Annotated in this window: 20 protein-coding genes; 4 read left to right on the forward strand and 16 right to left on the reverse strand. The window is 51.2% G+C overall.

Annotated features, from left to right (window positions below):
* Positions 1-5: 5 nt before the first annotated feature.
* Both pnp and rpsO read right to left on the reverse strand, forming a co-directional pair.
* Positions 6-2,408 carry a polyribonucleotide nucleotidyltransferase gene (pnp, locus tag SH302x_RS07590; protein ID WP_479369248.1) on the reverse strand — a complete coding sequence of 801 codons (2,403 nt, stop codon included), beginning with the start codon at positions 2,406-2,408 and terminating at the stop codon, positions 6-8.
* A 457-nt stretch (positions 2,409-2,865) separates the two neighbouring features.
* Positions 2,866-3,135 carry a 30S ribosomal protein S15 gene (gene rpsO / locus SH302x_RS07595; protein WP_479368128.1) on the reverse strand — a complete coding sequence of 90 codons (270 nt, stop codon included), beginning with the start codon at positions 3,133-3,135 and terminating at the stop codon, positions 2,866-2,868.
* A gap of 316 nt (positions 3,136-3,451) precedes the next feature.
* Here rpsO and SH302x_RS07600 point away from each other — a divergent pair, with 316 nt between their 5' ends.
* Entirely contained in the window at positions 3,452-4,744 is a 1,293-nt protein-coding gene (locus tag SH302x_RS07600; RefSeq protein WP_479368129.1) for an MFS transporter, read from the forward strand.
* Positions 4,745-4,802: 58 nt separating this feature from the next.
* On the opposite strand, the gene SH302x_RS07605 is transcribed toward SH302x_RS07600, so the two are convergent.
* The 14 genes from SH302x_RS07605 to pepF all read right to left on the reverse strand — a co-directional run bounded on the left by SH302x_RS07605 (position 4,803) and on the right by pepF (position 22,751).
* Positions 4,803-5,774, reverse strand: coding sequence for an RpnC/YadD family protein (locus SH302x_RS07605; RefSeq protein ID WP_479368130.1), 972 nt, complete (start codon positions 5,772-5,774; stop codon positions 4,803-4,805).
* A gap of 50 nt (positions 5,775-5,824) precedes the next feature.
* On the reverse strand, positions 5,825-7,753 hold the full coding sequence (locus SH302x_RS07610) for a prenyltransferase/squalene oxidase repeat-containing protein (RefSeq protein WP_479368131.1): 1,929 nt from the start codon (positions 7,751-7,753) through the stop codon (positions 5,825-5,827).
* Positions 7,754-7,763: 10 nt separating this feature from the next.
* Positions 7,764-8,189 (reverse strand): ExbD/TolR family protein, encoded by a 426-nt coding sequence (locus tag SH302x_RS07615; protein WP_479368132.1) that lies wholly within the window; start codon positions 8,187-8,189, stop codon positions 7,764-7,766.
* Positions 8,190-8,222: 33 nt separating this feature from the next.
* Positions 8,223-9,161 (reverse strand): MotA/TolQ/ExbB proton channel family protein, encoded by a 939-nt coding sequence (locus tag SH302x_RS07620; protein ID WP_479368133.1) that lies wholly within the window; start codon positions 9,159-9,161, stop codon positions 8,223-8,225.
* 128 nt (positions 9,162-9,289) lie between these two features.
* Complete coding sequence (locus SH302x_RS07625) at positions 9,290-11,077, reverse strand: tetratricopeptide repeat protein (protein ID WP_479368134.1); 1,788 nt, start codon at positions 11,075-11,077, stop codon at positions 9,290-9,292.
* A gap of 96 nt (positions 11,078-11,173) precedes the next feature.
* Positions 11,174-11,806: a hypothetical protein gene (locus SH302x_RS07630; protein WP_479368135.1), complete on the reverse strand. Its 633-nt coding sequence runs from the start codon at positions 11,804-11,806 to the stop codon at positions 11,174-11,176.
* 15 nt (positions 11,807-11,821) lie between these two features.
* Positions 11,822-12,950, reverse strand: a protein-coding gene (gene prfB, locus SH302x_RS07635) for a peptide chain release factor 2 (RefSeq protein WP_479368136.1) whose coding sequence is annotated in 2 segments (ribosomal slippage) — positions 11,822-12,877 and positions 12,879-12,950 — 1,128 coding nt in all. Because the reading frame shifts where the segments join, the coding sequence is not laid out codon by codon here.
* A 115-nt stretch (positions 12,951-13,065) separates the two neighbouring features.
* Positions 13,066-14,466 carry a DUF58 domain-containing protein gene (locus SH302x_RS07640; protein ID WP_479368137.1) on the reverse strand — a complete coding sequence of 467 codons (1,401 nt, stop codon included), beginning with the start codon at positions 14,464-14,466 and terminating at the stop codon, positions 13,066-13,068.
* A gap of 30 nt (positions 14,467-14,496) precedes the next feature.
* A complete protein-coding gene (locus tag SH302x_RS07645; protein WP_479368138.1) occupies positions 14,497-15,585 on the reverse strand; it encodes an AAA family ATPase in 1,089 nt (362 codons plus the stop codon).
* An 8-nt stretch (positions 15,586-15,593) separates the two neighbouring features.
* The gene (locus tag SH302x_RS07650) at positions 15,594-18,038 is read right to left on the reverse strand and encodes a DUF4129 domain-containing protein (RefSeq protein ID WP_479368139.1); all 2,445 of its coding nucleotides are present in this window, start codon (positions 18,036-18,038) and stop codon (positions 15,594-15,596) included.
* A gap of 5 nt (positions 18,039-18,043) precedes the next feature.
* Positions 18,044-18,973 carry a hypothetical protein gene (locus SH302x_RS07655; protein WP_479368140.1) on the reverse strand — a complete coding sequence of 310 codons (930 nt, stop codon included), beginning with the start codon at positions 18,971-18,973 and terminating at the stop codon, positions 18,044-18,046.
* Entirely contained in the window at positions 18,963-19,955 is a 993-nt protein-coding gene (locus SH302x_RS07660) for a stage II sporulation protein M (protein WP_479368141.1), read from the reverse strand. Before SH302x_RS07660 ends, SH302x_RS07655 begins: the two co-directional genes overlap by 11 nt.
* Before the next feature lie 11 nt (positions 19,956-19,966).
* The gene (locus SH302x_RS07665) at positions 19,967-20,890 is read right to left on the reverse strand and encodes an RDD family protein (RefSeq protein WP_479368142.1); all 924 of its coding nucleotides are present in this window, start codon (positions 20,888-20,890) and stop codon (positions 19,967-19,969) included.
* A gap of 67 nt (positions 20,891-20,957) precedes the next feature.
* Positions 20,958-22,751, reverse strand: coding sequence for an oligoendopeptidase F (gene pepF, locus SH302x_RS07670; RefSeq protein WP_479368143.1), 1,794 nt, complete (start codon positions 22,749-22,751; stop codon positions 20,958-20,960).
* A 242-nt stretch (positions 22,752-22,993) separates the two neighbouring features.
* On the opposite strand from pepF, the gene SH302x_RS07675 reads away from it, so the two are divergent.
* Genes SH302x_RS07675 through SH302x_RS07685 form a run of 3 tightly spaced genes read left to right on the forward strand, consistent with a single transcriptional unit; the run spans position 22,994 to position 25,443 of the window.
* Positions 22,994-23,368 (forward strand): DUF2237 family protein, encoded by a 375-nt coding sequence (locus tag SH302x_RS07675; RefSeq protein WP_479368144.1) that lies wholly within the window; start codon positions 22,994-22,996, stop codon positions 23,366-23,368.
* An 18-nt stretch (positions 23,369-23,386) separates the two neighbouring features.
* On the forward strand, positions 23,387-24,769 hold the full coding sequence (locus SH302x_RS07680) for a TrkH family potassium uptake protein (RefSeq protein ID WP_479368145.1): 1,383 nt from the start codon (positions 23,387-23,389) through the stop codon (positions 24,767-24,769).
* A gap of 5 nt (positions 24,770-24,774) precedes the next feature.
* The gene (locus SH302x_RS07685; RefSeq protein ID WP_479368146.1) at positions 24,775-25,443 is read left to right on the forward strand and encodes a potassium channel family protein; all 669 of its coding nucleotides are present in this window, start codon (positions 24,775-24,777) and stop codon (positions 25,441-25,443) included.
* Positions 25,444-25,459: the final 16 nt, after the last annotated feature.

The following is a 25,459-nucleotide window of genomic DNA, read 5'->3' on the forward strand; positions in this document are numbered from 1 at the left end:
CGATATTATCGGCGGTAGTTTCCGCGTCCGCCGCCGCTGCGATCACCGCCGCCGCCGCCGCCGCCACCACCGCGACGACCGCCACCGCCACCACTGCTGCGGTCACTCCCGCCGCCGCCACCACGTCGGTTGCGATAGTTGCCGCGTGGCTCGCGATCGCCACCGGAACTGCTTGGGCCGCCTTCACGACCGCCGCGGTCATAGTAACCCGCACCACGCTCGCCGCCGCCTTCTTCGCCTTCGACGTCGCCTTCAAATTCTTCGTCGTCCGCAGCACCCACGGCTACGGCCGCAAGTTCATCTTCCAGGCCCAATTCTTCTAGAGCTCGGCGACGCGACAACTTCACGCGGTCATGATCGTCGATGTCGATGACCAAAACTTTCATCGTATCACCGACCTTGCAGACGCTATCAACATTTTGGACAAAGCCGCTGGACAGTTCGCTGATGTGGCAAAGCCCGTCTCGACCTGGAAGGATTTCAACGAATGCGCCGAAGTCGCGAACGCTGGTCACAGTACCATCATAGATCTTGCCGATTTGGACCGTTGCGGTGCAAGCTTCAACACGACGAAGTGCTTCGTGAGCCGAATCGCGGTCGACGCTAGCCACGGTGACGGTGCCGTCATCCTCGACGTCAATCGTCGCTCCAGTGCCTTCCTGAATGGCGCGAATGTTCTTGCCGCCAGGACCGATCAGCAAGCCAATCTTTTCTGGGTCAATTTTTGTTCGCAGTAGGCGAGGTGCGTATCGCGAAATCTCAGTCCGAGGACGTGGAATGCAAGTCAACATCTTACGCAAGATTTCCATGCGTGCTTCACGAGCTTGCTTCAACGTTGTGCGGATGATCTCTTCACTAATACCGTCGATCTTTAGATCCAATTGAATGCCAGTGATCCCGTTTTGCGTTCCAGAGATCTTGAAGTCCATGTCACCAAAGTGATCTTCATCACCCAGGATATCGGTCAGCAGCGTATAACGATCGTTGCCGTCTGATCTTTCGCGAACCAAACCGATGCTGATGCCTGCGACAGGGTTGGTGATCGGAACACCGGCGGCCATCAACGCCAAGCAACCACCGCAAACGCTGGCCATCGAGGATGATCCATTGCTTTCCAGGATGTCGCTGATGATGCGAATGGTATAAGGGAAAGTATCGCCGTCTGGAATGACGGGTTCAAGCGAACGTTCGGCAAGGGCACCATGACCAATTTCGCGACGGCCTGGTCCGCGAATCGGCTTGCATTCACCCACCGAGAACGATGGGAAGTTGTAGTCCAGCATGAACTTCTTGCTGTACTCTTCGATGAGGCCATCGATCCGTTGCTCATCACGCGTGGTACCTAGCGTTACTGTGACGAAGGCTTGTGTTTCACCACGTTGGAACAGTGCAGTTCCGTGCGTACGTGGCAGCAAGTCTGTTTCGCAGTCGATGGCACGCAGTGATTTGCTGTCACGACCGTCGGCTCGCATGCCCGCAAGAATTAGGTCGCGGACCACTTTTTCTTCCAAGGCGTGATAAACGCGATGGAATGTATCGGAAGTCAAAGCGCCTTCGGCTGCTGGATCGGGAATGAGTTCCGATTTTGCTTTGTCGCGGAGGGCTCGCACCGCATCGGCTCGAGCGTGCTTGCCTTCGGTTAGTTTGGCGGACTTCATTTCCTCGTAGTAGCGTTCGCACATTTGCGACATCAGTCCCGAGTCGTCAATTGCCACAAAATCTCGTTTAGGCTTTTGGGCTTTCTGGGCCAACTCTAGCTGCAGATCGATAATTTCACGGATGACATTTTGAGCAAAAAGAATGGCGTCCAACATTTCCGCTTCGGGAATCTCTTGGCCGAAGCCTTCGATCATGACGACTTCTTTTTGGTTCCCCGAAACGATCATGTCGAGGTCGGATTCTTCCAATTGTGCGTCGGTTGGGAACGGCAGCAGTTCGCCGTTGACACGCCCGATACGAACCGACGCAATAGGGCCTTGGAAAGGCAGGCTGCTGATCAATAAAGCGGTTGCCGCACCGTTCATGGCCAGTACGTCGCCGTCATTTTGGAGGTCGCTGCTCATGACCATGCTTTGGATCTGGACTTCTTCAAAGAAGCCGTTCGGAAACAATGGTCGTAGAGGCCGGTCGATCAAGCGACTGGTCAAGATTTCCTTGTTGGTGGGACGGCCTTCACGTTTGATGAAGCCACCTGGGAATTTGCCTGCCGCAGCCATACGCTCGCGGTAATCGCAGGTCATAGGGAGGAAGTCGGTCCCTGGCCGGGAGGCCGAATTGGCGACGGCGGTCAAGACAACCGTTTCGCCATACTGAACTACCACGCAGCTTTCTGCTTGTTTTGCGTATTGTCCTGTGGACAAGGTCAAGACATTTCCGCCAATTTTCTTTTCTACTACGTATCTCACGATTTACCCAATTCCTAACTTTCAAAAGTCCTAACAATATGCGAGCCGCATGCATCAAAATTCAGATGCAGAAATATCCGCCAGACTCGCGAAGTTTGCAAATGCAGCACAGTGCAGATGCGTCCAAAACAACAAAACACAACAAGCGAACGAAATGAATTTGGACCGGTCGCCGGCCGAGCCAAAAAAGAGAAGAGAAACTTATAAAGCAAAGTCCCTTGGACTTTGATTGATGGGGCGATGAGTGAGCAAAGGTAACACTTGCCATCAGTCACACAATAAACTTTCCGCGACGAGTAGAAGACTCAAATACACGCGGCAATCCCTACAAGACGAACAGCAAAACACACCTTGGCGTCAACAACAAAAGACGCCAGCACACACTACCACATCAAGAAACCAAGACTGAGCTAGCTTCCAAGCCCAATCGAAACAGACGCAGAACCGCCTGAGCTGAAACCTACTTACGGATGTTCAACTGGCCGATAATGTCGAGATATCGGTTTGGATCATGTTTGCGAACGTAATCCAAAAGCGATCGACGACGACTGACCATACGCAACAAGCCACGACGGCTTGAATAATCCTTAGTATGGGATCGCATGTGTTCGGTCATCATATTGATGCGCGTGGTCAACAAAGCGATCTGCACGTCTGGCGACCCGCTATCGGCTTCGTTCTGACGAAACTTCTCAATAATTTCTTGCTTACTGGCAGTGACTGAACTCATCTTCGATTTAAAAACTCTAAGTAAAACAGGCTAAATCTTAGTTTATGAAGCCGACAAGCTTATCGAATTCCGCCAGGAAAGCAACGGCAATCTGGATTTTTCCTTATAGGCTATTGGAAGCTGGCTGACCCTAGCAAATTCAAAGCGGATTTTAGGCTGCCCTACCCCTACGCTGGCTATTGATCAGTATAATCCGAGACGCTTCCAGACTTTTGCGAGCAGAAAAGCCATTTTCTCCAGCTCGCCAAGGGGCTGTTTGCAAAATAGAGCCAGGAAAAATAGATCGAATCTCGCCCCCCTTTCGGAACCCCGCCTTATGCAAGCAACCGCTTCCAATAGCTCCGCGCCGCCACTATCGATGCCTTATCGCATCGTGCTTTCCATCATGATGTTCCTGCAGTTCGCGATTTGGGGCTCATGGGTCATCGTGTACTACCCGTTTTTAATCGAAAAGGGGTTCACGCCGGCACAAGCGACTTCCATCAATGCGAACATATTCTTGGGAGCCATGATTTCGACGCTCTTTGCGGGTTATATCGCAGATCGACTCATTAACAGCGAACGACTCATGGCTATCTGCCACTTTGTCGGCGCAGGATTGCTGCTGGCCATGAGCCAGGTAACAGACCCAGCGCAGTACAATTTGCTGTTTGTGATAACCCTATGCTACTCGCTGTTTTTCAATCCAACCCTGGCTGTGGTCAATTCGCTAGCCTTTCGAAATGTCCCCGACGGGGCTCGGGATTTTCCAGGCTTGCGTGTGCTGGGGACAATCGGCTGGATTTGCGCTGGTCTGTCTATTGATCGTATTTTTCCAGGTACCACGCTGGGCAGGTCTGGCGAGCAGATTTCCAATACGATTGGTGGCAACGGGCCTTTATTGCAAGCGGCGGTGCTATCGCTGGTTTTTGCCATCTACTGCCTCGTCGCATTGCCAAAGACGCCACCCACAGGAACCGGCGCAGTCGCGGCTGACTTTTTGCGATCAGTGGGAATGCTCAAGGACTTCTCCTACGCGGTGTTCTTCGTAGTGACCTTGGTCGCTGCGATCGCCATGGGCATGTATTTCAATTCCGCCGGTGATTTTTTGGCTAAGGGAGCGAAGATTGAAAACGTCGGATCTACGCTCGCGATTGGGCAGGGTGTCGAACTTTTCTTACTAGTGTTGCTGCCCTTCTTTTTGAAAAAGTTTGGTCTCAAGATTGTTATGACCATCGGCCTGTTCTGCTGGGCCTTACGCTACTTTTTGTTTGCCAACGGTGGACCTGCAGGATTTCCGTTAGCCATGGTATACATCGGCGTTGCCGTGCACGGATTTTGTTTTGACTTCTTTTTTGCTAGCGGCTTCATCCATGCAGACCGATCTGCACCTAGCGACCTCAAGGCGAGCGCACAAGCTCTGCTTGGCTTCTTGGTGTACGGTCTAGGCACTTGGCTAGGAACACTGTTCTGCGGCTACTTGAACAGTCGCTACCAAGACGAAGCTGGCGTCACAGACTGGTATCGTTTTTGGATCATGCCCAGCGTCATGCTGTTCGTTGCACTGGCAGCTTTCATCGCATTGTTCTGGCCGAAGAAAGAATACGCGGCAGAGCAAACACCAGCCTAGAGCAGCATGACTAGTCCACGGTTGAACCGCGTGCCTTGTGCCGGACGCGCGGTTCAGCTTACCTGGATGAATCGAAGAGTTCCTGAAGCTCGCTGAGCCTTTGCACAAGCTGCTGGACCGGTTGGTTTAACAGCGATTGCTCACTATCCACCGGGAGGTTCAACACTCGCTGAAGGGTCTGGATTTTCCCAGCCAACAGGCCCTCCTCGCGGCCCTCCTCGCGGCCCTCCTCGCGGCCCTCCTCGCGGCCCTCTTCGCGGCCCTCTTCGCGGCCCTCTTCGCGGCCTTCTGCCTTCGCTAAGCGCTCGATAGAAGTAATGTAAGGCATACTTTTCTCCTGCTCATATTGCTCTAGTTTGTGACGAAAATCAAGTTCCAGGTCGTCCGGCAAACGCATCATCCAGTCTATCACACGAAACAGCATGCGGACATCGCTTGCGGAAAATCCTTGCTCGTACAGCGGTCGCAGTAGTCGCAATTTCCATTTGCAGCGATCCTCCAAGTCGCCAGCGGTTCGCATCGTCACCAAATGGGCGACGATGACCACAGCAAACGGATTAGGCGAGTTCTGTAGCGTGTCGACTTTGTCTTCATAATCTAATAGTTTTACGATTGGGAACCGAAAATCAATCTCGCACCTAAAATTCGACTCTTTAAATCCGGACGGACGCCAGTTTGAATCGACGTCACCGAGCACAGCTAAGCTCACGACTCGCTTGTTATACTTGTCTCGAATTCGATAGAAATAGACAAACATGCGGTTGGCAAATTCGGTATCTCGCTGGCTTTGCACTTCCAAATGGATTAGTAGCCATGCCACAGAATCTGTTAGTAACTGGACTTCTACTAACTTGTCTACTGTTCGGACGCCAAGTTCACTTTGCGGTGCAATCTGCAACAACTCTTTGTCCAGCATTTTTGGTTCCACCGACCAATCGATCTGCGAAGCCAGTGCCGGAAAGCAGAGCTCTAGGAAAGGACGGAAGTAGGCGTCTAACGCCTCTTTCCAAGGATTGTCATAATCGGTCATCGGTCCCCCGTAACGTATTCGAAAGTCGCTTATGGCGAAGGTGTCCAGCACTAACGCAAGTTAGCATACATTGGCAGATATCGGTAATACACCTCAAGGCACATAGCGCCCATCGCAGTTGAATAGATGCGGCCGCCGTAACCACCCCAAACACAAGTCGGATCCCATGAGCCCGCTTCTGGACCAGTTGACTGCTGAGTGCTTACCAGATGCGGCTTGAGCGCTGCATTCCAACGAAGCCAAGCATCTCCCTGCTGTTGGAACATCGCCAGCGTAGCGTAATAAAAATAGTAGAAATTCTCTTCGCTCTGTCCAGGTAAATTGGCTAGCAACATTTCCGTCGCTTCCCGCTGCGCCGCTACGTTCCAAGCTCTACCCAGTAACTTTCGAGAAGCAAATGCTTCGGCGGTCATCGCAGGCGTTGGCGTCTGTCCCGGAATTGGACGATACACCGCCAGTCCTCGATTGGGACCCACCGCTACACTATCCAAAAATCGATGCATGCTCTCAAGCGTGTTACCGGGCAACTGCAATCCACCTCTCCTGCAGGATTGCAACGCAAGTGCTTGCCAACCAAACTGACTGAGATCACCTGGATCTCCAGTGTACTTCGCATCGTAACGCCATCCACCAGTCTGTGGGTTCTGTGCTTGCAACGTGTAGCTACAACCGCGATAAACCGCATCATGCAATCTGCTGTCCGATGTGATTGCGTACGCTTCGGCTAAAGCTAAAAGTGCAATCCCATGCGAGTACATTCTCGCGTAACGCACGTCGGGCTGATTACCAACCTGCTTAGGGCCAGCCAAATCACCCGAAGGCATTTGCGACGCCAATAGGTATTCCAGTCCAGCAATTACATTCGCGCGATAAGTGCCCGTTTGGTACGTGTGCCCATCTCCAAGGAACGCAAGCAACGCCAGCCCTGTAATTGCAGTGTCCGCCTTGCCTCCTGTTCCATAACGATTCTCATTGAGGGCTCCCGTTTCGCGTCCAGCACCACTCAACGCAGCACTCCAACTTCCATCAGACTGCTGCTTTCGAGCTAGATAGGCCAACGCAGCACTGACCGCCGCTTCCGATGAGGCATCGCCGCCGTTGGCCATCGCTAGTTGCGACCGCATTGGCGAAAACCTTAGCTGATAAATCTCACTGGAGAGTTGCTGTTCGGGTGCCGTGCTAGGCTGTAACTGTTTGAAATTCGACGACAGGTTGTCATCGGTCGATCGGCTGACTAGCGTCGCTGGTCCCCCGCGAGGCTCATCAAGTAAAGCGGCCTTGTTAAACGAAATTGCCGGTGCATCCGTTTGTTCCGAGCTCCCAGCAGTCGTCCTCTTTTCCACCGGAATGTCACCAGGTATTGGTGGCAGTACGTCTGGCATTTGCTCTGGCTGTATTTTCGTAGCCGTAGCATCAGTCCGCTGAGGTACGATGGGTTCACTTAAAGGCGCTAGGAATTCCGGCGGTACTTGCAGTCGAACTTCGGCAAGCTCTGTATGGATCGGCAACGAGAGTTCGTCGGCCAAGACATCTGGAATCTCAAGTGGTACCGGAGCTACAATCGGCTTGGCCCACTGCGGTGCAGTGACTTGTTCTGGAAATAGCTTGTCCGCTTCTTGCTTTTCTTGTTGGGCAGGAGTCGACGCCAAGACTTGAAAAGTTACGGGGGATTGATTCGTTGAAGGAGGACCCGATCCTTCACCATTGCCGGGATGGATGACTCGGGTTCCATAAGCGTACATCAGCAACCAAACGTGCGCCAAAACCGCAAGTGCAACGCATTTTGTCAGCGGTTTACTCTGCCCCCACTTGGTCCATGAAGCGATGGCTAACGAAATCGCAATCATGGCAAACACGATCCCAAGCACTACTGCCCACAGTTTCGAACCGTGGTTAAAAGCGGCCAGCGGAAGCAGATTCGATACCATCGCCGAGGTGCAGCAGAGTAGAACCGTTAAGGGAGCCAGACAAACGTCCATAAACCCCTCGTTACCTTCGCGCTGGCATTTGGCTTTGCGCCGTGATGATCATCAACTTCGTCACGCCCGCCGCACTGATAGCATCTGCGACATCAGTGAATTTTTGCAACGGAACATTTCCGTCTCCGCGGACGTCGACGCCGGTATCCGGGTACTGACTGACTGCTCGACGCAGTTCCTCGGTCAATTGTGATAGAGACACTGTACGGCTATCGATCGCAACCTCGCCAGCCTGCGTAATAGTGACCACCCGGTTTCGCGGACCGGGAATCATTGCTGCGGCAGCATTGGCTCGCGGCAAGTTTAAATTAATTTGTCGCTCCGATTCGTTGAAACGAGTTCCCACCATGAAGAAGATGATCAACAAAAAGAGGACATCGATCATACTGGTCAAATTGATCGTCGGCGCTTCATCGTCTCTTGATTTAACAAGCATGATCCATTACTCCCAATGAACGTGGAACATGTACTAAGCCGCTTTGCGAGTCCGCGACCTTGGACGATTCGATTCAATCTCCGCTAAACCTTCCGCACTGATGGTATCCACGACTTGTTGCGCATAGCCATCCATCTCCAACAAAAGTCGGTCAACTCGCCCCGTGAAAAACATGTAAGCGATGTACGCAGGGATCGCGACAAAAAGTCCGCTAGCCGTAGTCAGCAAAGCTTGTGAAATGCCGCCAGCCAGAAGCTCTGGACGGCCCATCGCATTGGCGCCTGAAATCTCGTTGAACGCTTCAATCATCCCCAGGACAGTGCCTAGCAAGCCTAGAAGTGGACACACGTTGCTGACTGCCGATAGCAAACGTAAGTGTTTTCGCAGCGATAACGTAACGCGTTCACCGGTGTCCATCACCGCTTGCTCTACATCCACTGCCGGTCGCCCATATCGACGGATCGCAGCGGAAATAATCTCGGCAATGGGGCTCGGGTTCTTTTGGCACAGTTCTAAAGCTTCTTCACGATCAATCTGTTGTTGCTCGAGCATTTCGATCAAACGACGCACAAAAGGTCTTGGGATCACACGCCCGCCACGCAGATACAGCAAGCGTTCAAAGGAGAATACCGTGACAACAAAGGAACAGAGTGCAATCGGATACATCATCCAACCTCCGTCATGAAAAATCTGCAACAAACTCCGCGTTGGGATTTTGCTGCTAGTTTCTTCGCCCGCTTCCGCTTGGATCGATGCCGTGGAGGGTTCGGGAGCTAATGGAGCTCCGCCAACGCCGGAGCTCGCATTCGCGTTGGGCAACGAAGCGATGCGAGCATTTGGATTGAAGGCAGGAGGCTGCTGCTGTCCCTGGCTGTTAAACTGCGGGTACTGCGCAAAGGCCACCGGCTCAGCGATCATCGCGAGAAGTATACCGACGAGTAAAGCTCGGATGGCATGCATTAGGGAGAACATGGGTTTGGGTTCGAGGAAATGCATTGAAACACAATGTAACGAGCGGAGCATATCTATCTATCGACGATTCCGCGTTAGCAATTGCACCGTATATCAAAACTATTCGGTTACTTCCAAAATTGCTAAAGCTAGCGTGTGCCATTTGGTTGCGTCTCCGCGACGCGGACGGATTGAGTCTCACTAGCCTGGCGTAATCTTTGATCTGCTTCGTCCACATGAATAGACGTTGGGTAATCTGCGAGCAAACGTTGATAAGTCGTGATAGCAAGTGACCAATCCCCAAGCATCTCGTGACATTTTGCTGATTGCAATTGCGAAACTGCGCACCATTGCGTCTGGTCTTTATATTGCAAGACAGCTTCATAGTTTTGAATCGCGAGGGGATAGTTTCTCTGCAGGAAGTATGTTTCGCCGATCAGCCATTGAGCTCGAGCAGCAATCTCATTTTCATCATTGGATGCTGCCTGGATCGCGGCCGCCAGTAGCTTGCGGGCTGCTTCCAATTCGCCTTTCGCTACTGCGATACGACCAAACAGATAGTTGGACGCCGCTGCATACTGGAAGTCGTCGGTTGCTGCCCGCAGATCGCTTGCAAACTGATCGGCGATGGACCAATCATTTTCAATTGCGGCAATCTCGCCCAGTCGCAGCGTGCTTAGGTATCGGATCTCTGGGGTTTCGGACAATTCACGGCTGGCTAAGATTTTGGCAAAAGATTCACGAGCTAACTCGAATTTTTCCAACTGGTAACTGCCTTCTGCCAGCAGTAAAACGGACGGAGCTCGCCAGCGGTCGGTGAGTGACAAGACGCTGACCGTTTTTTGAAGCATTTCGACACCTTGTGCGGCATCTCCACTGTCAATTGTCGACTTCGCCCAGCGAAATGCTACTTCGGAATGTAAATCCGTCGGCAGTTGAGGCCCTTCCAGTAGCTTGGAGCATGCCTTCGCTCGCTGACGATTGTCCACATATTCATCAGGCAAGCGAACATAATGGATGAGAGCACGCTGACGGACTTGGGCATCCATTGCCGTTTGTCCCAGCACCGCCAACTCGCTCACTAGCGATTCGGCAACCGTATGCTTCAGTTCCGCGACGATAGTTTCCAGCTTGGCTAGCTCCAACAGTCGCTGGCTAGGGGGATTCATCGCTTTGAGTTCCGCAACGAGCCCAGCGGATAACGCTTCGCCTCCTTGTGCGTTCTGGATCTGCAATAAAATCACGGTCGCTTTATAGGACAGTTCACTTAAAGTACTCACGTTCGCGCTTCGTTGACGAAGATCATTCAGCAACGCTGCCGCAGAATCCAACTGTTTTTCCTTCTGCAATAAAGTCGCTTTAAGCAACAATGCAGACAAGTAGTCGTGGGAGTTCATCTGCGAATCTTGGATCGAGCTTTCGCACAACGCCTTCGCTTCTACGAAATCAGGGTTGGTTTCAGCGAGTATCCAAGCGAGCTGGAGCTTGGTGGAAGCTCGCAATGGCTGCGGGATTTCACTGGCTAAGAGCTCTCGCAGAGACTGAATCGCTTCGTTTGATTGAGCCGCATGAGCATGGATTTGAGCCAAGCGAAATCGGCAATAGGGACGCAACTTTCCTAGCGAGGCATCCTGGGAGTTTGCCACATGAGCCAACCAAAACTCGAAATACTTTTGCGCCTTGCCTTCATTCCCCATCGCATAGAATGACTCGGCTGCCAAATAGATACTTTGCAGGTCGCTGGTTGACGGTTGCGATTGCATAGGCAGTGATTCTACCATTGCAATCACTTGTCCATACTCTCGCTGTAGATACAGGTTCAGCAACTGTTGGTAAGTAGGCACTACCGATTCGTCCGCCCGACTGCTGGGCGGTGCCCCTGCTGCTGCCGCAATCATGACAATGATGCCAAGCCCGATCAGCGGCCAGCGGTTCATGGAGCGTTTGCAGGTTAACATAGGTAAGCTTTGGATAACTTGAGTCGTAACGATCAATGGTGACCGTACTAAAAATCAAGCTAGCACTGCAAGAGCTTATGAATCGGTATTGAGATCGCTAGCAAAGACTAAGCTCGATTTGAGTCCAACCACATACCGCCAGCGGCGTTGCGATTTCTGATTCGCGGGTGCATCTGCAACGGGTACGGGCGCAACTATGCTTACTAGTTTTTCCGCTGATTGAAACTCAATTTTGGATTGTCCGAAACTACGCAAGCAAATACCTGGTGCCCCTTGAATCTCCAGTTCAACCATATGGTCGCTGCTCTGTAGGCAGCGGCAGTTTTCCGTAAGTCGATACGTCGAACCGAAGCGTTCCAGCGAGCGAGTTTTGCAAGCGAAATCAAACGCGACGGATTCGATCGTGGCATCGCCTTCGATCGCACAAGACCAAGTAGATTTGCCGGCAGAGCCTAATCCCATCAGCACCGGCGCCTTGCCCACACTAGCAACTTCCGCAACCAATTCTTGCATTGGACCGCTGGGCGGGATGTCTTGCGAAGGATCGCCTTCGACGCTTCGTAGGATCTCAATCTCACTCCCGTCTGGTTGTTGGGCAAAAATGCTATGGCCAAATCGGTCCGGTAGCCAATAGCCACGGACAACAATGGGGGTGGAACGGACTGTCAGTTCATTTCGAAAGTCTACTTGCACTTGTTCTGCGTTCATTTGGAATATTCTATTTTAATCTTCATCTGGTTCGGCGACTGAGCCATCGGACTTCATGCGCCATCGTAGGTAGGCATCCAGGAATCCTTGAATCTCACCATCTAAGACGGCGTGAAAGCTGCCCACCAAATGGCCAGTACGAGCGTCTTTCACTCGCTGGTCAGGATGCAAGAAATAGTTACGAATTTGCGAGCCGAATCCGACACGAGCTTTCGTTTTATATTTCGCATCTTTCTCCGCCTCCCGCTTGTCCACTTCCACTCTAGCTAGTCGAGCACGCAACATTTTCCAAGCTTGAGCTCGATTCTGGTGTTGGCTGCGTTCGGTTTGACAAGCAGCTACAATCCCGGTTGGAATATGCGTCAAACGAACTGCGCTGTCGGTTTTGTTCACATGCTGACCGCCGGCACCGCTTGCGCGATAGGTGTCTTCGCGAACATCCTTGTCTAGGATTTCGACTTCGGCTGAATCCCCAACTTCGGGCGAAACGTCAACTGCGGCAAAACTAGTTTGGCGTTTGCCTTCCGCATTAAACGGACTGATACGAACTAATCGATGTGTACCTTCCTCGCCTTTTAGGTAACCAAATGCGGAGGGGCCTCGGATGGCGATGGTTGCTTGCGTGATTCCTGCCTCTTCATTGTCGGCGCGATCCAGCAGTTCTACTTCGTAGCCATTGGATTTTGCCCAACTGAGGTACATGCCCAGTAGCATTTCGGCCCAATCATTTGCATCGATACCGCCGTCGCGTGCATGCACACTCAGGATAGCTGGACAATGATCGAGTTCACCGCTGAGTAAACTTTGGACTTCCAGTTGTTCGGTGGCGTCGTGAAGTCGTTGCAATTCCGCATCGACTTCAGCAGCCATGGCTTCGTCCTCGCCGGCCAACTCAATGAGTTCTTCGGCGTCGACAATCGCTTGAAGAGCTTCCGAAAGCGGCGTGACTACACTGCGCAACGATTTCAACTCAGAAAGCGTTTGCTGAGCTCTTTCCTGGGAGTTCCAGAAATCGGGTGCGAGCATCGATTCTTCGAGCTCTTTGACGCGAGAGGACTTGCGACCGTAGTCAAAGAGAGTCCTTGAGTTGGACCAGTCTTTCAGCAATTTCCTTACAACGATTGGATCGATCGATTTCGCTCATGAATTTCTCAGTAGTTTCAGCTAGATAGTTCGACTGCAGCAGTCAGTCGACAAGTATACGGCGAAGTAGGGAGGTCGTCCAAGGGCTAATGCAAAGCTTGAGCCAATGGATTTAGCTACAAAAGATGCTTCGCCTTGGCGGCCAAGTATTGATTCACCATGGGGCTGGTCAAATCGTTGGGGAAGGCGTCGATGGCCAAGACGCCTGTATGCTCCATTTTGCGGATAATGTCTGCTCGCCACAAGAGAACTTGAGCCGCGGCCGCGCTGCGGTACAACACCAACTCGTCATGATCCGGATTGTCAGCGTAATCAAAGACACGGCTATCTCGCAGCAATGCCAGGACGGGTAAATGAGCACGTGTGAGGTTCGACAGATAGTTGGTGACTTCAGTGGCCGAAACGTCATCGATGACATTGGTGATCAGGAAGACCATCGAGCGGCGGCGGCAGCTATTTGAAAAGTGAAGAAACGCTTTATCAAATCGCGTTGGGACAAATTCGGCGAAGCGATCAAAACCTGCGTGAATCAATCGATTCATTTGCGATTTGCCACTGTGCATTGGAACATAGGAATGGACGCGATCGGAGAAAGCCATCATCCCGACACTGTCGCCTTGAGCTAGCGCTACATAGCTCAGCATCAAGATGGCATTGAGCGCATGGTCCACCATGGTAAGGTCGCCTTGTTCGCTGGTCATCATACGACCACAATCCAGCAGGAACATGACGCGCTGGCTTTGATCGGACTGAAACTGCTTGACTGTCAGTTTATTGCGGCGAGCGGTACAACGCCAATCGATGTGCTTGTAATTGTCATCCTGATTATAGTCTCGCATTCGTTCGAAGTTGTTATCCTGACCTAATCGTCGAGTTCTGCGAACACCGATCAAGCTGAGCCGATTTGTTCGGGCTAGCACCGCGTATTCGGCAAGCTGTTGCATGTCTGGGTAGACATTCAATTCGCCGACGGCTGGTACGGTGTGAAAGCGGGACCAGAATCGCAAAGCGGAGAATCGTCGTAGATAGATCTTCTCAAATCGATAAACACCGCGTTTACTAGGCCGCATCGAGTATTCCAGCTCCATCGCACGGCGAGCAGGCAGTCGGACTTCCTGCATACTTGGACTAGCATTCAGTTCAGCGACATAATCGTCCTTGACTTGAACAAACCAAGCGAACCGCGAATAGTTCATGATCGACAGTTTTGCCGCGTGCGGCTTGCGAATAGAAGCGGTTCGCTGCATCCGTCTGGTTGCGCGAAGATCTACTCGACCGATCAAACTAGCTTGGTCTGCAATCAAAATAGCAAAAATGACCAAGTCGCCGATCAAGCTAAACAGCACAGGTTGTCTTACGATTACGCCTAGAATCGAAATCAGAAAGCTGGCTGCAAGTAGCCATAACAATTGGCGATTTGGATAGATTTTGGCCAACCATGCCACAAGTATCAGATAGACCAGCGCGACCAGTAGCAGTGCCCATGGCAAAACGTTTGCAATTGCATTAGCACTCATGAGCGCTTGCTTTCTATAAAACTGCGTTGCCTAGATCCGTGGAACTTCGATGCTACGCACCAGTTTGGTCAATTCCTGATCAACCTTTTGTCCCTCAACCTCCGCTTCGGCTGTTAGCACAACGCGGTGTCGCAGGGCTGGCAAAGCGATTTCGATCACGTCATCTGGGACTGCGAAATCGCGACCATGAAACGCTGCCAACGTGCGGGCACCTTGGACCAGCGCCAGTCCAGCGCGGGGCGAAGCTCCCATAAAAAACGTGGGCCAAACTCGAGTTTGACGAACGATTTGGTTGACATAATTCAGCAGTTTCGGTTCCACGCGAACCTTTGCGTTTTGTTTCGTTTGCTTCAAAATGCCTTCCGGGTTCGTCACTTGCTTGATACTTTCATTCAGCACTCGATTGATGTCCAGTTGTCGTGAATGAAGGTCTAAGACTTTCGCTTCTTCTTCTTCGTTTGGATAATCGACAATGGTCTTGAACATGAAGCGATCCAATTGAGCTTCAGGCAAATTGTAAGTGCCTTCGCTTTCAATCGGGTTTTGTGTTGCCATAACCAAAAACGGTCGCGGGACTTGGTGGCTGGTACCGTCAATGGTAACGCGGTACTCTTGCATAATTTCAAGAAGCGCCGCGTGAGTTTTCGCTGGGGAGCGATTGATCTCGTCGGCTAATAGAAACTGCGTAAAGACCGGTCCAGGGCGAAAGCGGAAATCTTGTGTCTTCAAATCGAGGATGGGAGCACCAGTCACGTCCGAAGGCATTAGATCCGCAGTAAACTGAATGCGTCCAAACTCACATCCCAACACACGCCCAAGAGTTCTCACGAATAGCGTTTTCCCCAAGCCAGGAACGCTTTCAATCAGCACGTGCCCACCAGAGAAAAGCGCCACCAGCGAGGTGAGTACCAATTCGTCTTGTCCCACATAGATGCGACTGATCTCCGTCTTAATCGCATTGAACAATTCGCGGCATGACGAGTTGCTGGAAGTTTCAGACGCCGCTACCGGTGGGGCTACTGGCTGAACCACAGGCGGAATACCGACAGCTTGCTGTTCAGCGCTGGATGCTGTATCTATGTCTGGTCGGTGAGGAAGCTGATTTTCTTCTTGGTCCATGCGATTGCTTATTTCTTGACGGGAAGTTGTTGCTTTGAGTTTGTAACAGATGATAAAGGATTTGATGAAGTTGCGGAGGGAGGCGTCGGCGAGGTAGTACCCGGATATTGCTGGGGCCTAAGGCTTGATGCTGGCAACGTTGCGGAATTGGAAGTTGGTTGGTCTATCGCAGCCCACAGCGACTTGGTTTCCTTGCGTATTTCACGATGGTATCGAGCAATGCTGCGGACTGCATAACCATGATCCCTAGTACGACGAAGCAATTGCCCGAACGCTTCGATGTGTTTACCAAAGTCGGATGTTCCTCGTTCTACAGGGGATTGCGCGCGACCAAAAATCGGCCATAGAGCAATCAACGCGACGACTCCCAACAACAGGCAATGCGCCAAGATGATGTTGAGCGGGTAAATCATGAACAGTGCCAAGCCGAAGGGGTCCTCAGATTTGGGCTTTCCGTAGCGTATTGTAGGAGAACTGGACTCAACAAATGCGACTCGACCCCTAGACTTTGTACTTTTGATTAGGGACATGGCCACTTTTCGCTTGTCTACGTCGGCCAACGCGTAATTGCAAAATAGCGATGCATTGGTCACCACCAGGAGCCTACTGTTCAGCCAACGTTCGCTACGGACCTCGAAAGCGAAAGGAGTCCCGTCCTCAGTTTCCAAAATCGAAGTTGTTGAAAGATAATCCAACGTTTGCCAAGCGAGTTGGTTTAGCACAGAGTCATCGACAGGAGTATATGCAGGCGTTGAGGCAGTGCTAAACTTGCCCAGTCGTTCCGAGTCTTTGGTTTCCGAATAACGTTGATCAGCCAGTTCCTCGAGGGTTGGTAAACGATTCTTCTGCGATTCAAGGGCAGCTTCTGCTTCTTCGACCGTTATGCTTGGACGCAACGTGTCTTCGTCGTAATCTGCGTAGGGGTCGTCCGAATGCTCATAAGTCGTCCATGCATTGGACTCTGCTTCCATTTGCTGCTGGACCAATTTATTAATCTCGGCATCAACTTCCTTCCGTAACTCTGCCATAAAGATCGACTCTAGCTTCGATTGCGAGTACTCGGTGATGGGAACGAGCTTGGTTCGCAATGAAGCTTGGCATTCAAGATCAGAATCCTCCGACCCGTCAAAAGCGCTTACGGTCGTTTTCCGCAATTGACCAAGCTGCGGTTCAACTACAAACCAACGGCTGAACTCAGGCGACTTTGGAGCAGAGTTGGTATACTTCGTAAAATAATCGGCTGCACTTTGCGCAGCTTGTTTGAAATACATCAGTCGTACGTCGGGGTTGACTAGCTGACTAACGTCCTTCCAGTAATCAGGCCCAGCTTGGTAGTCTCGACCTACATAGATAAATGTGGCGTCATTATTGTTCTGCAGCCAATCCTCGATCCAAGCCGACTGTTGGGCTGTGGGCGGGCTAAAATTGTCCGGCGTCCATACGATCGTCCCAAAATTATCAAGTCGCTGATTCAGTTGCGCAGTTTGAACAGTCCGCCGTCCTGAGTATTCGAACAGTTGACGGAACGCGCTAAAACCATTCAAGCTGACGTTGGCCGAACTCGATGAATCGCCATAGGTTTCTGACGGGAGTTTGGTGCAACCGGCGAACATCAACACCAACAGGAGCCCGCTTGACACCACACTAGGATATACGGGTTTGTCCGCACCTGACTTGCCGGATGTTTTGGACGCCGAAATCTCAACCGTGACGGCGTGGGCCGCCTCCAAGCAGGACGTGTATTCATTTTCAGTCAGGGTATGCTGCCCAAAAAACGCTCGCTCAAAGGAGAGCATGATCGTGCGGAAACTGGATGCAATCTGTGGTTTAGCTCGCAGTTCGCGAAGGTACATGCGGTTCGTCTTACCTCGCCTCAAGGTAACTAGCCGCTGGTGGTCAAGTTCTACCAGTATGAAACTAAACAAGTAAACAACTGCCATGTTGTAGTCAGACTGGCTGGCAAATCGTTTCGCGGTTGCTAAAAATCCGTCTTCAGCCACCTCTAATTCAAACGGTAGTTCTGCAATCTTGGCAGTCTCCAGGACCGCTCGGTTGGTGACCGATACCGCAGGGCGGAAAAACTCGATTGCAGGTCTGCGCAAAACGTGTACCAGTATCGTCAAAACCGCAATCAGCAACACAACACCAATCACAAGTACCATTGAGGACAAGTCAAAGAATGCCAGCCAGTTCCAATTCCAGCTTGGCGATGGCTGCCGCGGGTCATTGGCCATGCGATTTCGGTTGTTTAAGTAACTCTCATTATTAGGTAACGCGTTCGTCGCGGGCGCGGCCAATTCTTGCTTACTGGAATTCCACCATTTAGATGACGTTCCTGATCGCAAGTCCGGCGTCTTGGCATCTCGATTGGAACTGGGTAGATATCCGCAGCCAACCTGCAGAAGCAGCCAAACAACCAGCAGCAGCGATCGATATTGATACGTCTTACACATCAACTTTAGTCCAATCTAATACGTTCTGCTTCGGCCATAAAACGCAATCGAACTTCCCAACTTTCAAGCAAAATACGAGTGTCGATATAGCTCACAAATCGAAAGATTGTGGCAAAGATCGAAAGCAAGAATAAGTTGCCAGGAAACAAAATCAGCGAATGCCACCAAGTCCATTGATTGCCCGCAAAAAACAATTGCAAGGCCCACAACTGGCTGAATGTCATCAACAGCAGCATCAGTGTCCCCATTGAAGCCATGAAGATGAATCGCATGATTAGTTCTGAGGTAAGCAACTGGTGAAGTGGTTTGATTCGTTTGCGATAGGCCGACAACTGTTTCCGGATGGATGCACGGTTATCCGATTGAACAAGACCTTGCTCCAAAGCGATTACCTCAGGAGAGAAAGGTCTTACGGCTCGCAACAGCAGCGCAATTCCACAAACAACAAGCGGCAGTAGAAAGAGTTCTACAACAGGTTGAAAATCGCCTGAATATGTGGTCATCGCAACGAGTGCCGTCGCTGGGAGTACGCCGCGGTAAATACCCAACGCGAGAAATTTAAGCCATGGCAGGCGGCGATAGCTAAGCCAAATTTCCCGCCACGTGGCATCGACTCGGAACATCTGCTGGCCGATCGAGAATGTCAATGGAAGCATCGCTACGGGTAGCTGCAAGACGAACAAAACTGTCGCCAAGTACAGGAACCGGATATGCAAACTGCTTTGATCCAGCAGCAATATCGATTCACTTCGGGCAACGTTGACACCTGCAACAGGATACAGGACCGCGATATCGATCAATACCCACGGCAACCAACCGAGGGCAGCCAATAGGATGAAGCGTACCGGGAAAGTCCGGCAGAGAATGACAGTCAAATCCAGCAAGTCATAATTGGTACGCGAGCGAACTGCGATCAGAGTGTTATCAAGCTGCATGAAGTTCCTCGCTTTCGGCGCTCCCGAGAACGACGAAGTAAATCATCATGCCCACCGAACTCATGATCGCCCACATAGCCTTTAACAGGTAAGGGAGACTGGTTGGAGAAATACATGCTTCGGTGAAGGCGGCCAAGATGAACAACGCGACCGCTGACAGAATAATGGGTATCGCATCAATCGCGGATCTTCGCAGCGAAGCCAGCCGAGTTAACCCATTCGTGATAAAAAGCCCAACTCCCAATCGCAATCCAGCCGCTGCCGAAAGCGATATTGCCGTTAATTCAAAAGGCCCATGCGCGGTCACAAACTGAAAGAAGTTCTCGCCGCCTACGGCTGTTTCACGGGCCATATACCCAAACGAAGCGCCCAGCACAATGGCGTTGGAAAGCAGTTCGTATAGACACGGCAAGATTAAAATTCCCGCTCCAAAACATCGCAAACCGATCGATGTGTTGTGTTGGATATAGAATGCGGACATCATTATGTAGTGTTCTTGACCGACTTGAGATGCAATCGGTTCCTCGTACATGTCTTCCAGCCCGTTGATTTGATCTGATCCCAGGACGCGTTCAGCAAAGTTGGGGAACGCAGATTCGTTGGCCGCACATAGGGCAGCGATCGCAAAGAAACCAAAGAACAAAACGCTTGCGATCTGGACGCAGAGATCGTTAAGCACCTTGCGCGGCGTCACGACAAACACATTATGTGCAAAGCTGCGAAACGCGATGGCTCCAGAACCATACATCGTATTGTGCGACCGAGCGACCAAGTTATGTAGATATCGGACCGTTGGTGTTGGCAACTTGTTTTCATTAGCCATTGCCAGGTCGCTGCAAGTGCTGCGATAGTGCAGTGCAAATGTGGCGGCCTCCTCGCCGCGCATGTGGTGCTTCTTTACACCTTCGTCAATCTTGGTATTCAAGCGTTCCAGTGCTTGCCAGTTGTCTGAACGCTTTTTTAAGTACGCACCAATCTTCATAGCAAACTCACCTAGTTCATTCCTGTGGGAAGTGCCGCCGTGCTCGAAGTCAACAGCCCACTCATCGTTGCTGCAGGGGAAAATGTCGTTGCAGTTTCTTCCCAATCTGCTTTCTCATCTCGCAAATAGAATTCACGGTAATGAAGGGCGCAAACAATTTGATCGTTGGATAGGTCTAGTGGCAAGTCGTATCGACTGCGTATGGCGTTGACCAAAATCGCACTCAATTCATCACGTTGACCCTCGCTCATGCGATTGCGGCGATCGATGTACAGAGAGATCGCTTGAACGGTCGAAGGTTGTAGAATTAAATCAGCCGGCAGTTGGGCCGCCAAGGCGTCCATGACCGGATCGCTTAAGTCTGCAAAGCGATTTACATAATCAGCCTCAACGGCTACCACGATGGTATTGGCCGCAATGTCACCCAAACGTTGAAATCGCTTCGTGATGAACATGCACACGATCGCCGAAAGAAAAAGCGGAATCGGAATTCGGGTACCACTGAAGTCGTCAAACGTTAGCAGGTACATTGGCATGAAGTCAGCCGTCCGGCATAGATTTCGAATCAACGCGGCGATGAAGCTGACGGGCCTGCCATCAGCCATGACAACTTGAATTCCCAGCAAGCGTTTGCCAGGAGTTTGACCTCGGTTCAGGCATTCGAACAAGGTGCCGTAGAACCATGAAATAATGAAGTAGGAAATCAGAAACAGGGCAGTTGCGGTTGCAAAAGCGAGGGATGAATTACTTAGCGCACCGCTGCAGGTCAAGATAAAAAAGAGGCCCACCATGAAACCAGCGCGCAGTGAGAAATCGAGCACGAAGGCAGGCAGTCGCCGCGAGTAACCAGCTAGCTTGTAATCAAATCGCACATTCTCCGGAGTGGTCACCGTTGCGGTCAGATCGATTTCTTCGTGGAAATTATCAGTCCGCATCCGATCCCTTTTCTTGGCCGTTAAGTTTGTGCAAGCGTGTTGGCTGAGGCGCCCTTGGGACTCTATTCTACGTCAACGTATCAAGTTTTTGCACTAGCTCGTCAAAATGTTGCAGCGCTACATCCACTGGTTCGGGGGTGGTCATATCCACCCCTGCGTCTTTCAACAAATCTAGAGGATCTTTTGAGCAGCCTGATTTCAGGAATCGCAGGTAATCCTGCAACTCTTGCTTGCCACCTTCCAACACGCGTCGCGATAAGGCAATTGCAGCCGACAGTCCTGTCGCGTATTTGTAGACGTAGAAAGCACGATAAAAGTGCGGAATGCGGAAGCACTCAAGTTCCAGTTGCGGGTCGATCACAAATTCAGGACCAAAGTAGTCGTCCAGCAAGCCGCGATAGGTTTGGCGAAAAGTGGCAACTGTCAACGGTTCGCCCGCTTCCGCCATCGCATGGATCTTCTTCTCAAACTCCGCGAACATGGTTTGCCGAATGATAGTGGCCCGAATACTGTCGACTTCATGGTTGATCAACGCTGCTAGTTCGGCCGGGTCAGAAGCACGCTTCATCAATTCCACTGCCAACAACTGTTCGTTGAAGGTGCTGGCTACTTCCGCAACAAAAATCGTGTAGTTGTAATACTGGAATGGTTGAGTTGATGCCGAGTAATAACTGTGCATCGAATGGCCTGCTTCGTGGGTCAACGTGAAAACGTCGTTCAACACCGAAGGCTTGTAGTTCATGAGAATGTAAGGTTCACCGTCAAAACTGCCGCAACTGAACGCACCACTCTGCTTGCCCTTGTTTGGGTAACGATCACACCAGCGACCGCTCAAGCCAGCTTGCAGGGTGGACGTGTACTGGCTCCCCAGTGGACGTAGCGAATCGATGATTACCTCTACCGCTTGATCCCACGTATGATGCGTTTGACTGTCGGCAAGGATTGGGACGTAAGTGTCGTAGTGATGGATTTTCTCCAACTTCATCTTACGACGACGCAGTTGAAAGTAACGATGGACTGCAGGCAAATGCTTCCTGACCGCCGCAATCAAGTTATCGTACACGCTGATCGGTACATTGTCAGGAAACAGTGATGAATGCAACGCGGAAGGGTACTTGCGAGCTCGCGCATAGTAGACATCGGTATGTACGCTTCCAGCCAATGTCGCTGCCAATGTGTTTTCATGGTCGGCGAATTCAGCATAGTATTGACTAAACGCAGTTCGTCGAACTTCTCGCGAAGGGGATAGCAGCAGCGATGTGAACGTTGCATTGGTTAGTTCAACCTGCTCGCCCTTTTCATTCTCAATCATACCGAACTTGAGATCGGCATCATTGAGTTGGCGGAACGTGTGGCTGGCTGTATGTGCCATTTCGCTTTGCATCGCCAGCAGTTGCTCTTCGCGTGCTGACAGCGTATGTTCGCGATATCGCGCGACACGTTGAAGTACCAGCCAATAATCCTTTAATATCGGGTCGGCAAGAAACTCGTTCATTGTTTCTGGATCGATGGCCAGCAACTTGGGGCGAATGTAACTACCCGCCTGATTGCACCTGCTGGCAGCAGACTGAAAGCGGGCCAGCAACCCTTGATAATGACTGTTGCTCTGGTCTTCGGTGGTTTTCAGGAACGCGTAGACACTCAGGCGTTCGCCCAAACGATCCATCTTGGTGTCGAAGACCAAACAATCCAAAATAGATTGAGCGTTTTGTCCAAGCGTCTCTTCGAACTGCGCGTATCCAATAATGCTTTCGCTGTAGTTCGAGAAATCCTTTTCCCAGTCAGCGTCGGATGCGTAAAGCCGCGACAGATCCCAGGTATCTGAGGCATTGACCTCATCGCGAGTCAGTAGCTTGCTCATTGAACTGTTCACCAATCCTTTATCCAAAAAATGAACTGTATCAGCTTGCAACCTGATGCCACTGCAGAGGTTGCGTTGTGCGTTCCAAACAGGAATCCCTTTTCCGCCAAAATACGTTATGCTTATCTGATCAAATTTTTGAGATTCCTCAATGACGCGTCCGGCCGATGTGCGGTGATTTTGCCGACTTCTTCGCCTGCGGACCGCATGTAAGGATTTTACGAGGACCGCAAAGGTGAACAATGGCCAGTAAACGTGCCGCTAATGTCTTAGGGGAGCAACTGACAACCTGCAGTGTGAGCCCGATGACGGGTTTCTATCGAGATGGTTGTTGCAATACTGGCGCGGAAGACGCCGGCATGCATCTTGTTTGTGCCTTGATGACCGACGATTTTTTGGCATTCTCGAAATCGCGTGGCAATGATTTGTCTACGCCGATTCCGGCTTATCAGTTCCCTGGATTGCAGGAAGGCGATTTTTGGTGCCTATGCGTGCTGCGCTGGAAAGAGGCGTTAGAGGCAGGTTGCGCACCGAAGGTTAAGCTGTCGGCGACGCATATTTCTGCATTAGAATTTGTTGAACTGGATGACTTGCAAAAACATGCGGCGGAAGAATAGGCGCTTGCCCAACATTCTATGTTAAAGCTTGCTGGTTCACTAAACCGTTACCCTGCGCGAATTACGACCTTAGGGTTTTCTGCCCTCATCATCGTCGGCACTATTTTGATGCTGATACCATGGGTGATCGCGCCAGGCCGCGAGCCAATGAATGTCCTCGACGCGTTGTTTATGGCAACAAGTGCTGTCTGCGTGACGGGCTTGTCGGTGCGTTCGCTAGCCGACGATTTTAGTTTATTCGGACAAGTCGTGATCGCCATCCTGGCTCAAATCGGCGGCCTTGGAATCATGACTTTGACTACTTTCGTCCTCCTGGCCACAGGCGCTCGAGGAGGTTTGCGTCAGCAACTAGTCATCAGTTCTACGATTGCCGGAGAAACGAAAGTTGACCTCAAAACGCTGCTTAAACGCGTGTTGTGGTTTACGGCCGTCTGCGAATTGGTCTGCGTCGTGCTGTTATTCGGACGTTTCCTCTTTTACGACATGACCATTGGAGCAGCATTCTGGAATGCTGTTTTTCTTTCAATCATGTCATTCTGCAATGCAGGTTTCGCATTGGACAATACCAGCCTGATGCCGTTTCAGACGGATGTATATGTACTGGTCACCATTGCTCTATTGATAACCATTGGTGGTCTTGGCTATCCCGTGGTCTTTGATGTGAGCGCTTCCATCAAGAAGAATCAATGGCGATGGTGGGGAGACTTGCATATCCATTCGAAACTAATGCTATTGGGGACCACCATTTTGATTCTTGGTGGCACTTTATCGATCTTGTACTTGGAGTGGTTCAACCCGCTTTCCAAGAATTTGCCAGTTCAGGAGAAGGCATTGACGGCGTTCTTTCAAAGCATTGCATGCCGCACCGCAGGTTTTAATTCAGCCGACGTTACTCAGTTTGGAAATGCGACGCTGATCGTCATGATGATGCTAATGATGATCGGCGGCGGTGCGTGCTCTACGGCCGGTGGTGTCAAAGTGACCACCTTGGTCGTTGTGGTACTGTACGCGTACGCTAAATTTCGCTCGCGAGATAAGGTTACTATCTTTCGACGCACGATTCCTCAGCAAGCCGTGGATCGCGCTATCGCGACAGCCATGGTCTTTGTTGCAGTCGCATTGCTGGGGATGGTAGCGGTATTATCGATTGAAGAGATTGCAAGAAACGAACATACCCAACGCCGTGAGTTCTTGCAAATCGTGTTCGAAGTGGTCTCCGCCATTGGAACCGTTGGACTTAGCATCAACGAGACCTGGAACCTTTTACCAGGCAGCAAGTTCGTGATCATCATCTTGATGTTTCTAGGCAGGCTTGGCCCCATCGCTTTCTTCTCAGCTCTTTCTAGCACGCCCAAGAAAGCAGCCCTACAGTACGCTTCCGAAGAACCCATCGCAGGTTGATTATTATGGCAGAAAATCGTCGCTTTGTTGTCATCGGCCTAGGCACTTTCGGGTCCGCGATCGCTCGCAAACTGCATGAAAATGGTATTCGTGTCACTGGCATTGATGCCAGCACCGAACGCGTAGAAGAATGTCAACATTTTTTGTTCGAGGCGATCATTGGGGATGCTACCGATCGTGAAACATTGGCAGCGATGTACCTGGATCGTACGGACTCGGTCGTGATCTCGATGGGAGAAGACATTACCCGATCGCTTCTAGCGACTTTGCACGCCAAAGAGTTGGGAGCCAAACGTGTGATTGTGAAAGGTGTCACGCGCGAACATGGAAAGCTGCTGAAAAGCCTGGGCGTAGAACGCGTGGTTTTCCCAGAGATCGAGATCGCGCAGCAATTGGCCGATCGACTGACTTGGCCCAGCATTATCGACTTCTTGCCGATCGATTCGGACTACAGTTTCGTGGAAGCCGCTATGCCTGAAAGCTTAATCGGCAAACTGCTCATGGAATCGGATCTCCGTAGACGGTTCGGTTTGTGGGTCGTGGGCGTTAAGGATATCATGACAGGTAAACTGCATATGTTCCCGGATGGGGAATTCCGATTCGGTGAAGACCAAATGTTATTGGTCGTTGGCAAAGATCTAGATCTCCGGAAGTTCCGCGAAGTTCTCAAGTAAGTTGAACCCATCCAAC

Source organism: Njordella calcicola, assembly GCF_056494125.1.